We start from the raw sequence: 11,547 nt of genomic DNA on the forward strand, positions 1-11,547 counted from the left end.
GTCGAGGCGGCGCAGACCCTACTGGAGGGCGAGGTCCGGTCGATGGACCTGCTGGTCGACGAGGTCGGCCAGGTCGTGGTCAACCAGGTGCACCTCGGCGCCGGCGCCGAGGCCGGCCGCCGCGGCGAGCCGTGGAAGAAGCGACTGGGCTCCATCGGCGTGGGTCCGGTCAACCTCGGCCGGCTCGGCTACCCGATCGGCGCCCTCCTCTCGGCGGTCAACCCGCCCGTGCTGCGGCTGCGGGTCGAGGCCGACGGCGAGGTCGTGACCGACGTCGACCACCCGGTGCTCATGGTCGCGCTCGGCAACGGTGCGACCGTCGGCGGCGGCCTGGAGCTCACCCCGGACGCCGATCCCGGCGACGGCCGGATCGACGTGATGATCGCCCGCCCCAGAGGCGCCGCGTCGCGGCTGGCCTACGCCGCGCGGCTCGGGATCGGGTCGCACGGCGACCACAACGAGGTGGTCACCCTCCGCGCCAAGACGGTGACCGTCAGCGGCACCGAGTTCTGGTGCAGCGCCGACGGTGAGATCTACGGGCCGGAGCGGCACCGGATGTGGCGCCTCGAGCCGGCGGCGTACTCGATGATCGTGCCTGCCTCGTAGCCCACTAGTGTTGCCGGATGTGGCACGAGGACGTGGAACTGACGCGGACCCGACGGACTGGGTGACCCGGACCGCCGACCTGGCGCTCCGGCACGCCGAGACGGTCAACGGCGGCGACCTCCCCGACCTGGTCACCTGCGCGTCCGGCATCAGCCCCTCCGGCCCGATCCACCTGGGCAACCTGCGGGAGTTCCTGACCGTGCACTTCGTGGCCGAGGAGATCCGGCGCCGCGGGGTCGAGGTGCGCCACCTGCACAGCTGGGACGACTACGACCGGTTCCGGAAGGTGCCGGTCGGGGTGGACCCCGCGTGGAGCGAGCACATCGGCCGGCCGCTCTCGGCCGTGCCCGACCCGAGCGGCGAGTTCCCCAGCTGGGCCGAGCGCTACAAGGCACCCCTGCGTGCAGCGCTCGCCGAGATGGGTTGCGAGATGGTCGAGGTCAACCAGACCGAGATGTACCGCGCCGGCGCCTACCGCGACCGGATCCTCACCGCGATCCGGAAGCGCGACGAGATCGAGGCGGTGATGTCGCGCTACCGCACCAAGAAGACGGAGTCGGCGGTCGAGGAGGACCCCGACGACGGCAGCCACGGCGCGACCGAGGACCTCGCCCGGTTCCCCTACAAGCCCTACTGCAGGGGTTGCGGGCGCGACACCGTCACGCTGACGTCGTACGACGACGAGACCACCGATCTGGCCTACACCTGCGACGTGTGCGGCGACTCCTTCGTGACCAACGTCGCGACCCAGAACGAGGGCAAGCTGGTCTGGAAGGTCGACTGGCCGATGCGGTGGACGTTCGAGGGTGTCGACTTCGAGCCGGCCGGTGTCGACCACGCCAGCCCGGGCTCGTCGTACACCGTCGGCAAGGAGCTGATCGGGCCGATCTTCGGCGGCACCGCCCCGTCGTTCGTCGGCTACTCGTTCGTGGGCGTCGCCGGGATGCCGAAGATGTCGTCGTCGAAGGGCGGCGTGCCGACGGCGGCCGAGGCGCTGCGGATCCTCGAGGCTCCGATCCTGCGCTGGCTCTACGTGCGGCGGCAGCCCAAGCAGGCGTTCAACGTGGACTTCGGCCAGGAGGTGCTGCGCCTCTACGACGAGTGGGACGCGCTCACCCGCAAGGCAGCCGACCCCGCCAAGCGCGACGCCGCTGTGCTCGCGTGGGAGCGGGCCTCCGCCACCGCCGCTGCCGGGAGACTGCCGGTGCCCGCGGTCGTCGTACCGTTCCGGATGCTGTCGTCGGTCGCCGACGTCACCGCCGGCTCGCACGACCTGATCTCCCAGACGGTCGGCAAGGTCGGCTTCACCCACGCCTCGGTGGCCGACCTCGAACCGCGGCTGTCGAAGGCCGCCACCTGGATGACCGACTACGTCGACCCCGAGGACCGCACCGACGTCCGCTCGTCTCCCGACGAGGCGCGGCTCGCCGCGCTCTCCGACGACGAGGAGGCGTGGCTGCGCCAGCTCCTGGACCGCCTCCCCGACTCCTTCGACGACGCCGATCAGCTCACCGCGCTCATCTACGGCGTCCCGAAGCTGTGCCGTGGCCTCGCCCTCGAGGACCCGCCGACCGACGAGGTCAAGGCGGACCAGAAGGCGTTCTTCAAGCTGCTCTACGAGCTCCTGGTCTCCGCCGAGCGCGGCCCTCGCCTCCCCACCCTCTTCGCCGCGCTCGGTCCCGAGCGGGTGCGGGTGCTGCTGACGCCGTCGGCCTGATCCGACGGGGCCGCCTGGCTGGCTGGGCGTTGCGCCCGCTGTAACTCAGGGTTCGGTCCGCTCCCCCGGCGCTCGGTGCACTAGCACGGCGTTGTGACGCGTCAGAGCACCGAGGGAGCAGACCCAAGACCATGGGAGTGCGCAGCGAGCGCCTCAGCTCGTACGGCGGCGAACGGTGTGCGCCCGGATCTCGGCCGCCTCGCGCGCGAGCTCCGGGTCGAGGACGGCGCCGAACTGAGCGACGCTGTCGGCGTGATCGGCCTGGAGGCGCCGGATCGCTGCCGCTCGACGCTCGCCCCAGTAGTCCTCCCAGTACAGCCGGGTGACCACCAGTCGTCGGTCGCGAACCAAGCGCTCGCGCTTTCGCTCGTTCCACATGACGTCACGAGGTGACTGCGTCGCGACGCCACCCTCGGCAACCGGCGTCACCTTGATCTTGCCGTCGGTCTCGATGATGTGGTTGCCGACCCGGATGTCGCACCACTTGACGCCGTAGGACGTGCGGACGGGGAACTGGGTCTCCGGCACGCCGATCCCAGCCTCGTAGACCAGCTCTCGTCCCAGCGACTCATGCGGGTTGTCGGCGTCGGGGTCGGCCAGCTTGACGCAGAGGCGCGCAGCCCTGCTTCCCGGCCAGTTCTCCATCGGCTCGACGGCGACCTGGAGCTCACCCCGGGTGACCCCCATCCGCATGGCCGAGTCGCAGGAGACGAACCCGTCCTTGGTGCCGCGCTCCCGCGCGATGTCGACCGCGGTCCTGGCCAGATCGAGCACCGGGCGACCGTCGACGACGATCCGTTGCTGGTCGGTGAAGCGAGCCAGGTGGTGCTTGACGCCGTACTCGGTCCAGGCATTGGTGAACCCAGGACGGGTCACGTGGACGAACGGCTCGCGCGGCGTCAGGATCGCCATACCCTGCTCATGGGCGGACGAGTCGTGGCTGAGCACCCAGCCGCGACGCATCTGCAGGATCGCGGCGCGTGCCCGCAGCCGGGGCCGGCCGACGTACTCGTCGAGCGCCTCCCAGATCTCCGCCGTGGTGTAGACGCCGCGACGAACCCGCACCCACTGGCCCTGCCGCACCGATCGGCGGATCTCGGAGGGCGCGGCGCCCAGGTCGAGCAGCTGATCACGCGACAGAACGCCGCCGTGGGTGGCGAAGGCCGCGAGGACTCGGGGATCCATGACCGCGCACCCTGCCGGTCTTCCGCACGCCGCGGAAGACCCCCGGTGCTGGCCTGTGGACAGCCGCCGGGAACCCGCCCCCCGACAGCCGAGCGGACTCCGTCACGCCCCGCACTACCTCGGCGTCGGCGCCACTCCCACGGGGTCGTGACTGGTCAGAACCCTGAGGGAGCGAACGAACGCCTGACCGAGCGGACCGAACGCTGAGTTACAGGTACGACCGCGTCAGCCGAGCAGCTCGTCGTACGCCGCCGGGCTGGAGTCGCGCAGGAAGGCGGAGCAGCGCTCCCACTCGGCGTCCTCGCCGATGGCGCGAGCGGCCGTGGCGAGCAGGGCGAGGGAGCGGAGGAAGCCGCGGTTGGGCTCGTGCTCCCACGGCACCGGGCCGTGGCCCTTCCAGCCGTTGCGGCGCAGCAGGTCGAGCGAGCGGTGGTAGCCGACCCGGGCGAAGGCGTAGACGGTCACCCAGTCGATCTCGTCGGCACCCTGCGCGGCCTGGTCGGCGAGGGTGGCCCACGCCAGCGGCGACTCCGGGTGAGCCCGTACGACGGCCTCGGGCTGGTCGCCCGCCGCGAGCGCCGCTGCTGCGGGGTCCTCGGGGAGGCGGGTGGGGGGCGGTCCGGCCATCAGGTCAGGTCCAGTCATGCTGCGATTGTGCNCAGTCATGCTGCGATTGTGCCGGAGGCCGGGCGGGGGGCCGATTCGCGGATGAGGGCGTTCTCATCGAGTGCTCACGCTGACCTCACGCCGCGCCGCGACAGTGGGACGACAACCACTGCCAAGGAGCCCGCCATGAACCGTCTCACGAAGTCACTGATCGCCCAGGTCGCCACCGTCGCAGCCGCGACCGGCCTCGCTGTCACGTTCAGCAGCCCCGCGCACGCCGAGGAGCGGCGATGCACCGGCACCATCCGCGCGGTCCAGGTCGACGGGGACGTCGTGGTGCCCGCCGGGGCCACCTGCACCCTCGTCGGCACCCGCGTCGACGGCAGCGTCAAGGTCTACCGGAACGCGACCCTCTACGCCCGCGGCGTCCGGGTCAACGGCAACGTGCAGGCCGACAACTTCAACCGGGTCCTGGTCACCCATCGCTCCGTCGACGGCGTGGTCCGTCGCTCCCAGGTCGGCGGGAGCATCCAGGTGAAGCAGGGCGGCGGTGGCGAGGTACGCCGGACCGTGGTCAACGGCGACATCCAGGTGTTCTCCAACGACGGCCGCTGGCAGATCTACAGCAACGTCGTCGGCGGCAACCTGCAGTGCAAGTCGAACGACCCGCGGCCGGTGGGCGGCAGCAACCGGGTCGAAGGCGACAAGGAAGACCAGTGCCGGACGTTCTGACGTCACGCTGACAGCCGCGCCCGCCTCGCGCCGTCCGACCCGGACAGCGCGGGGCGGGCGTACCGTCGGGTCCATGAACCCCTACGAGCGCTACCTGCTCCCGTGGATCATCGAGCACACCTGCGGGGTCGGGGCGATCCAGAAGAAGCGCTCGAACCTGGTGCCTCGGGCGCAGGGTCGAGTGCTGGAGGTCGGGATCGGCACCGGTCACAACCTGCCCTTCTACGACCGTGACCGGGTCACCGAGGTGATCGCCCTCGACCCCGCCGAGCAGATGCACGGCCGCGCTCGGAAGCGCGCGGACGAGGCCGGCATGAGTGTCCGCGTGCTCGGCCTCCCGGCCGAGACGATCCCGCTCGAGGACGCCGAGGTCGACACGATCGTGATGACCTTCACGCTCTGCACCATCCCCGACCCGACGACGGCTCTGGCGGAGATGCGCCGCGTGCTCAAGCCGGGCGGTGAGCTGCTCTTCTGCGAGCACGGAGCCGCCCCGACGCAGAGCGTGCGGAAGTGGCAGGACCGCCTCAACCCGATCCAGAACAAGGTGGGCGGCGGCTGCAACCTCAACCGCGAGATCCCCGCCCTGGTGCGACAGGAGTTCACCATCGCCGACCTCGGCGAGGGCTACCTGCCGGGCCCCAAGTTCGCCGGCTACCTCTACTGGGGCACCGGCACCTGAGCCGGGGTCAGCCGATCGTCGTACCGGCCGAGCGCAGGTTCTCGCAGGCCTCGACGACGCGCGCGGCCATGCCGGCCTCGGCCGCCTTGCCCCAGGCGCGCGGGTCGTAGGCCTTCTTGTTGCCGACCTCACCGTCGACCTTCAGCACACCGTCGTAGTGGCTGAACATGTGCGCGGCGACCGGCCGGGTGAAGGCGTACTGGGTGTCGGTGTCGACGTTCATCTTCACGACGCCGAAGTCGACCGCGGCACCGATCTCCTCGGCCGACGAGCCGGAACCGCCGTGGAAGACCAGGTCGAACGGCTTGGCGTCGGCCGCCAGGCCGAGCTCCTTGACCACGGCCTCCTGCGCCGCCTTGAGGATCTCGGGACGGAGCTTGACGTTGCCGGGCTTGTAGACGCCGTGCACGTTGCCGAAGGTCAGCGCGGTCAGGTAGCGCCCGTTCTCGCCGGTGCCGAGCGCACGCACCGTGGCCAGGGCGTCGTCGGGCGTGGTGTAGAGCTTCTCGTCGATCGCGCCGACGATGCCGTCCTCCTCGCCACCGACCACGCCGACCTCGATCTCGAGGATGATCTTGGCCGCGGCTGCCTTCGCGAGCAGCTCCTCGGCGATCTGCAGGTTCTCCTCGAGGGGTACGGCGGACCCGTCCCACATGTGCGACTGGAACAGCGGGGCCTCGCCCCGGGCCACCCGCTCGGCGGAGATCTCGAGCAGCGGGCGGACGAAGCCGTCGAGCTTGTCCTTGGGGCAGTGGTCGGTGTGCAGCGCGATGTTGATCGGGTAGCTCTTGGCGACCTCGGCGGCGTAGGCCGCGAACGCCTGCGAGCCGGTGACCATGTTCTTCACGCTCGGACCGGAGAGGTACTCGGCGCCACCGGTCGAGATCTGGATGATCCCGTCGGAGCCTGCGTCGGCGAAGCCCTTGAGGGCGGCGTTGAGGGTCTGGGAGGACGACACGTTGATCGCCGGGAACGCGAACGCTCCGGCCTTCGCGGCGTCCAGCATCTCGGCGTACTTCTCGGGGGTCGCGATCGGCATTGCGGCGCTGCTCCTGCTCACACGGGGGTCTGTTTCGTCGGTTCCACCCTAGTGCGTCCCCCGACAGGCGGTCGTCCGCGTAGGGACGAGGTGGCGAATCTCGGAAATCCGACCCGAACTCGCGCGATCCCCCATAGATTCCGGCGAGCGCACCGATCTGGGAGAAGAAGAACTTGAAGCTGCGACTCGGCGCCGCCGTCATCCTGGCCGCCCTCACCCCGTTGACCGCGGTCACCGCCCCGTCCCCCGCCAGTGCGGGCGTGGACATCACCCCTCCCGAGGTCGGGAGCTGCCACGCGTACACGAAGGCCGAAGGCGCCGGCAAGAGCGACTTCACCCCGGTCGTGGAGTGCACTGAGCCGCACACTGCGATCACGGTGGCGGTCGTCGAGTTCGAGGTGGCCCCCGACTGGGACGACCCCGACGCTCTGGACCAGGCCTTGAGCGACGAGTGCTATCCCGCGTGGTACGACGCGCTCGGCGGCAACATCAAGACGATCCAGCGGTCGGCCTACATCACCTACATCTTCATCCCGACCCGGGCGCAGCGCGATGCCGGAGCCGCGTGGTTGCGATGCGACGTGGCGCTCCAAGGCGGGACCAAGCTCATGAACCTGCCCGACCGTCTCGCACTCGGTGGGCTCCCGCTCCCCGACCGCGTGGCCAAGTGCCGCGCCAACGAGCGGGCCGACTATGCCTACACGGTCTGCTCCCGGCCGCACGCGTTCCGCGCGACGCACTCGGTGAAGTACCCCCACTCCTCGTACCCGGGCCTCCGCGCGTCCAAGCGGTTCGCGCTGCGGGAGTGCCGGGAGCGCATCCGCACGCCGTACATGTTCTACGAGTGGGTGGGGTCCCGCGCGGCATGGCGCGCCGGCTACCGGCACGCGGTCTGCTTGAAGCAGACCACCCGCTGATTCAGGTCACTCGACCTGAATATGACGGCGCACACGTAACTCCGCTCGGTGAAACACGTTTCACCGAGTAGTGCAGCCGGGCAGGGCGAGTCGTCGTGCCCGTAGAAGGAGGCTCCCCATGCGTCGTGCCCTGGTCGCGGTTCTCGGACTGTTCGCCCTGATCCTGGCGGCACCGCCCGCCGGGGCCCACGAGGAACGGGAGTCGGAGTTCCCGCCGGGCAACGGGTCGGTACCGGTCCACCGCACCGCCAAGGAAGCCGCCGACGTGCTCGTCGTCTGCCGGCCCGACTCGAAGGACCGGATCGCCCGGATCACCAACGACGCGGTCCGCCAGCGCAACGTCCGCCTCCTGCGGAAGTGCGAGTTCCGCAACCTGCAGGCCGCGGTCGACGCGGTCCGGGTGCAGAGGACCAACATCTACCTGCTGCCCGGCGTCTACCGCGAGCGTCCCTCGTGGAACAAGCCCTGCACGGAGGAGTACGACGGCGGCGTCGTCAGCTACGAGCTGTCCCACTCGTGCGGCGAGGTCGTCAACCTGGTCACGATCGCCGGGGACGACCCCGACGACGAGGACATCGTCTGCGACTCGGCGGTCTGCAACCTGCAGATCGAGGGGACCGGCGCCCGGCGCAGCGACGTGCTCTTCCGCGGCGGCTTCAAGAAGGACGGCGACTGGGTCAAGCACAACGGCATCAAGGCCGACCGGGCCGACGGCTTCTTCCTGGCCAACATGACCTTCGAGCTGTTCCGCGAGAACGCCGTCTACGTCCACGAGACCGACGGCTACCGGATCGAGGACTTCGAGACCCGCTACAACGACCTCTACGGGTTCCTCGCCTTCACCTCCGACCACGGCCTGGTCCAGAACTGCAACGCGCACCACAACGGCGACTCCGGCATCTACCCCGGCAGCGCGGCCGACGTGAACGCCGACAACACCAAGACCGGTCCCCTGACCCGCTGGGCGGTCGAGGTTCGCAACTGCAACATGCACCACAACGCGCTCGGCTTCTCCGGGACGGCCGGGAACTCGGTCTACGTGCACCACAACGACATCCACCACAACGGCATCGGCTTCGTCGTCGAGTCGATCCTCGGTGGCCACCCCGGCATGCCGCAGGACCACGGCTGGTTCTCGAAGAACCGGATCTACTCCAACAACGTGAACTACTACGGCAACGTCAACGGCGAGGACGCTCCCTGCCAGGAGGAGAGGCCGGTCGACCGTGGCCACCAGGACGGTGTCGTGTGCCCGCCGTTCGGACTCCCCGTCGGCACGGGCGGCATGATGATCGGCAACCACAACTTCGTCGAGGGCAACCAGGTCTGGAACAACTACCGCCAGGGCTTCATGCTCTACTGGGTCCCGCCGGCCTTCCTGCGCGGTGACTACGACCCGACGCACCAGACCGACAACTCGAACTACAACCGGTTCTCCGGCAACAAGATGGGCATCGCGCCGAACGGCGAGGCCTCGCCCAACGGCCTGGACTTCTGGTGGGACGACCAGGGCCTCGGCAACTGCTGGGAGGACAACGAGACCCCGGACGGCGTCGAGATCAGCCACAACGCGACCCTCGGCTCGCTGCCGGAGTGCCCCAACGGGTCGATGCTGCCGATCAGCAACGTCATCAAGACCACGTCACTGCTGCCCTGCGCGCAGTACGACCGCTACACCAACCCGGCGCCGCCGGGCTGCGACTGGATCGTGACGCCCCCGAAGCCCACCAAGGAGAGCATCGCCGCGGCGGCGGCGGACGCCGGCCAGGGTCCCGACAGCCCGATCGTCCCGGTCGCTCTGGTCGCCGTGGGACTCCTCGGCGCGGCCGCGGTCCGGGTCCAGGTCCGGAGGGCGCGCGGACGATGAGCCTGCTCGACCGTGAGGTGACCGCGACGTACGACGACGACGCGGTCACCCCCGCCACCCCGATCAGGCGACGCGCCTGGCGGGTCGGTGTGGTCGCGGTGCTCGGCCTGGTGCTGGGGTGGGCGCTGCTCCCGTTCGGGGTCCGGCTGGGCCAGGACGTCGAGCCGGGACTGCCCGTCGATGCCGGCCTGCTGGTCGGGGAGTACGGCGAGGACGGCATGTACGGGCTGCGCTACCAGCACCAGGCGGAGGTCACCTTGCGGTTGCCGATCCGCAACCGGGGGCCGCTCCCCCTGCGGATCACGGCTGCCAGCATCGACGACGGGCGCTACCCGCTGCTGGCGCCGCGGGGCGACGGCAACCTGCCCCTCACGATCGGGCCCTGGGAGTCGGCGGAGCTCGAGATGCCGTTCACCTTCGACAACTGCCGGTACTACCACGAGCGCTCGGCGGAGACCTACGACAAGGTCTCCCTCGAGGGATCGGTCCTCGGTCGGGGCTTCGAGGAGGACGTCGCGTTCGACTACCCGGTGATCCTGCACGGCCAGGTGATCCTGGACTGCCCGGACCGCACGCTCATCCGCAGCGACGACCACCCGCTGCGCCGCTGATCCCGGGCCACCGCCTCAACCGCGCCAGGCCGACTCGTCGGACAGGTCGGCGTGGGTCCGCACCCATGCGTGCATCGCGATCGCGGCCGCCGCGGACGCGTTGATCGACCGGGTCGACCCGAACTGCGCGATCGAGAACGTCCCGTCGCAGGCCTCGCGAGCCGCGGCGGACAGCCCCGGCCCCTCCTGGCCGAACAGGAAGCACACCCGCCGCGGGACGGCCATCGTCTCCAGGTGCGCCGACCCGGGGAGGTTGTCGATGCCGAGCAACGGCACCCCGGCGGCGTCGTACTCCTGCAGGTAGGCGTGGAGGTCCGCGACGGTCGGGTGGTGCCGCACGTGCTGGTAGCGGTCGGTCACCATCGCACCGCGCCGGTTCCACCGCCGGTTGCCGACGATGTGCACCTCCCGGGCCAGGAACGCGTTGGCGGAGCGGACGATCGTGCCGATGTTGAAGTCGTGCTGCCAGTTCTCGATGGCGACGTGGAAGGAGTGACGGCGGGTGTCGAGGTCGGCCACGATCGCCTCGAGCGTCCAGTAGCGGTAGCGGTCGACGACGTTGCGGCGGTCGCCCTCCGCGAGCAGCCGGGCGTCGTACTGGGCGCCCTCCGGCCACGGCCCTTCCCAGGGTCCGACGCCGACCTCGGCGGGGCCGTGCGGCATGGGGTCGTACGGCGCCCGTACGTCGTCCTCTTCCTCGGCCACGAACGGCACCCTAATGCGCCGACGATTGGGGCCCTGCCAGTAGCGTGGCGGCGTGAACTCGCTGGTGGCGACCCCACTCGTGCTGCCGATGCTGTTCGGCATCAAGTGGCTGGATCCGGAGTGGCTGCAGCACGAGTACGGCGCGGCGTTCATCTGGATCGCGCTCGCCATCGTCTTCGTCGAGTGCGGCCTGTTCTTCCCCTTCCTCCCGGGCGACACGCTGCTCTTCGCGCTGGGGCTGTTCATCGCGGGCAGCAACACGACCGGCTACTCCGTCGTCGGGATCTCCAACGAGCCGGTCGAGCTGGTCATCGCCATGGGCCTGCTGATCATCGCGGCGTTCGCGGGCAACGTCGCCGGCTACGAGATCGGCCGCAAGATCGGCCCCCCGCTCTACGAGCGGAACGGCCGGATCCTGAAGCGGCAGTACTTCGACAAGACCAGCGAGTTCTTCGCGAAGCACGGCAACAAGGCCCTCGTCATCGGACGGTTCGTCCCGTTCGTCCGCACCTACGTCACGGTCGTCGCCGGCGTCACCTTGATGCAGCGCCACCGGTTCGTGGTCTGGAGCGCGATCGGGGCGGTCCTGTGGGTCGTCTCGATCACGCTGCTCGGCTACTTCCTGGGCGCCGCTATCCCCGCGCTCGGCGAGAACATCGACTACGTCACCATCGTCATCCTCGCGTTCTCCGCGATCCCCCTGGTGTGGGAGTGGTGGCGCCACAAGCGCCCCGGAGCGCACGCCGCCGAGATCGACCCCACCCTGGACTAGGACGGCGTCCGGAACGTCGTGGTGAAGAGCGAGTAGGTCCCGTCGCCGATGGCGTTGGTCGCCCGCACCCGGCACCGGTACGCCTTGGCGGGCGTGAGCCGGATCGCC

General features: G+C 70.1%; 12 protein-coding genes. 8 read left to right on the plus strand and 4 right to left on the minus strand.

Features of this window, described 5'->3' with window-relative positions; all coding sequences use genetic code 11:
• On the plus strand, positions 1–606 hold a 606-nt coding region (locus H0488_RS17430), incomplete at its 5' end, for a diacylglycerol/lipid kinase family protein (RefSeq protein WP_183100517.1).
• 61 nt (positions 607–667) lie between these two features.
• A complete protein-coding gene (gene lysS / locus H0488_RS17435; protein WP_220794726.1) occupies positions 668–2,323 on the plus strand; it encodes a lysine--tRNA ligase in 1,656 nt (551 codons plus the stop codon).
• 153 nt (positions 2,324–2,476) lie between these two features.
• On the opposite strand, the gene H0488_RS17440 is transcribed toward lysS, so the two are convergent.
• Both H0488_RS17440 and H0488_RS17445 read right to left on the minus strand, forming a co-directional pair.
• Positions 2,477–3,508: a type IV toxin-antitoxin system AbiEi family antitoxin domain-containing protein gene (locus H0488_RS17440; RefSeq protein WP_183100519.1), complete on the minus strand. Its 1,032-nt coding sequence runs from the start codon at positions 3,506–3,508 to the stop codon at positions 2,477–2,479.
• Between the two features lie 225 nt (positions 3,509–3,733).
• Positions 3,734–4,153: a DUF3151 domain-containing protein gene (locus H0488_RS17445; RefSeq protein WP_183100520.1), complete on the minus strand. Its 420-nt coding sequence runs from the start codon at positions 4,151–4,153 to the stop codon at positions 3,734–3,736.
• Between the two features lie 147 nt (positions 4,154–4,300).
• Here H0488_RS17445 and H0488_RS17450 point away from each other — a divergent pair, with 147 nt between their 5' ends.
• A complete protein-coding gene (locus H0488_RS17450; RefSeq protein ID WP_220794727.1) occupies positions 4,301–4,846 on the plus strand; it encodes a hypothetical protein in 546 nt (181 codons plus the stop codon).
• Between the two features lie 73 nt (positions 4,847–4,919).
• The gene (locus tag H0488_RS17455) at positions 4,920–5,528 is read left to right on the plus strand and encodes a class I SAM-dependent methyltransferase (RefSeq protein WP_183100521.1); all 609 of its coding nucleotides are present in this window, start codon (positions 4,920–4,922) and stop codon (positions 5,526–5,528) included.
• A gap of 7 nt (positions 5,529–5,535) precedes the next feature.
• On the opposite strand, the gene fbaA is transcribed toward H0488_RS17455, so the two are convergent.
• Positions 5,536–6,567, minus strand: a complete 1,032-nt coding sequence (gene fbaA / locus H0488_RS17460) for a class II fructose-bisphosphate aldolase (protein ID WP_183100522.1) — start codon at positions 6,565–6,567, stop codon at positions 5,536–5,538.
• Between the two features lie 173 nt (positions 6,568–6,740).
• Between fbaA and H0488_RS17465 the strand changes: the two genes are divergently transcribed.
• The 3 genes from H0488_RS17465 (at position 6,741) to H0488_RS17475 (ending at position 9,962) form a co-directional block, all read left to right on the plus strand.
• Entirely contained in the window at positions 6,741–7,484 is a 744-nt protein-coding gene (locus H0488_RS17465; RefSeq protein WP_183100523.1) for a septum formation family protein, read from the plus strand.
• A 118-nt stretch (positions 7,485–7,602) separates the two neighbouring features.
• A complete protein-coding gene (locus tag H0488_RS17470) occupies positions 7,603–9,351 on the plus strand; it encodes a right-handed parallel beta-helix repeat-containing protein (protein WP_183100524.1) in 1,749 nt (582 codons plus the stop codon).
• Positions 9,348–9,962 (plus strand): hypothetical protein, encoded by a 615-nt coding sequence (locus H0488_RS17475; protein WP_183100525.1) that lies wholly within the window; start codon positions 9,348–9,350, stop codon positions 9,960–9,962. Before H0488_RS17470 ends, H0488_RS17475 begins: the two co-directional genes overlap by 4 nt.
• 15 nt (positions 9,963–9,977) lie before the next feature.
• Here the strand turns inward: H0488_RS17475 and H0488_RS17480 are convergent, their stop codons facing one another.
• Positions 9,978–10,625: a TrmH family RNA methyltransferase gene (locus H0488_RS17480; protein ID WP_183100527.1), complete on the minus strand. Its 648-nt coding sequence runs from the start codon at positions 10,623–10,625 to the stop codon at positions 9,978–9,980.
• Positions 10,626–10,719: 94 nt separating this feature from the next.
• On the opposite strand from H0488_RS17480, the gene H0488_RS17485 reads away from it, so the two are divergent.
• Positions 10,720–11,439, plus strand: a complete 720-nt coding sequence (locus H0488_RS17485; RefSeq protein ID WP_312856402.1) for a DedA family protein — start codon at positions 10,720–10,722, stop codon at positions 11,437–11,439.
• The last annotated feature ends 108 nt before the right edge of the window (positions 11,440–11,547 follow it).

The sequence above is a fragment of the Nocardioides pelophilus genome (assembly GCF_014180685.1).
Classification (GTDB): domain Bacteria; phylum Actinomycetota; class Actinomycetes; order Propionibacteriales; family Nocardioidaceae; genus Nocardioides; species Nocardioides pelophilus.

What these genes read in the sequence shown, in the direction of transcription:
- fbaA (WP_183100522.1), bottom strand. Translation starts at nt 6,567, where the DNA reads ATGCCGATCGCGACCCCCGAGAAGTACGCCGAGATGCTGGACGCCGCG.
- H0488_RS17445 (WP_183100520.1), bottom strand. Translation starts at nt 4,153, where the DNA reads ATGACTGGACCTGACCTGATGGCCGGACCGCCCCCCACCCGCCTCCCC.
- H0488_RS17455 (WP_183100521.1), top strand. Translation starts at nt 4,920, where the DNA reads ATGAACCCCTACGAGCGCTACCTGCTCCCGTGGATCATCGAGCACACC.
- H0488_RS17440 (WP_183100519.1), bottom strand. Translation starts at nt 3,508, where the DNA reads ATGGATCCCCGAGTCCTCGCGGCCTTCGCCACCCACGGCGGCGTTCTG.
- H0488_RS17475 (WP_183100525.1), top strand. Translation starts at nt 9,348, where the DNA reads ATGAGCCTGCTCGACCGTGAGGTGACCGCGACGTACGACGACGACGCG.
- H0488_RS17470 (WP_183100524.1), top strand. Translation starts at nt 7,603, where the DNA reads ATGCGTCGTGCCCTGGTCGCGGTTCTCGGACTGTTCGCCCTGATCCTG.
- H0488_RS17450 (WP_220794727.1), top strand. Translation starts at nt 4,301, where the DNA reads ATGAACCGTCTCACGAAGTCACTGATCGCCCAGGTCGCCACCGTCGCA.
- H0488_RS17480 (WP_183100527.1), bottom strand. Translation starts at nt 10,625, where the DNA reads ATGCCGCACGGCCCCGCCGAGGTCGGCGTCGGACCCTGGGAAGGGCCG.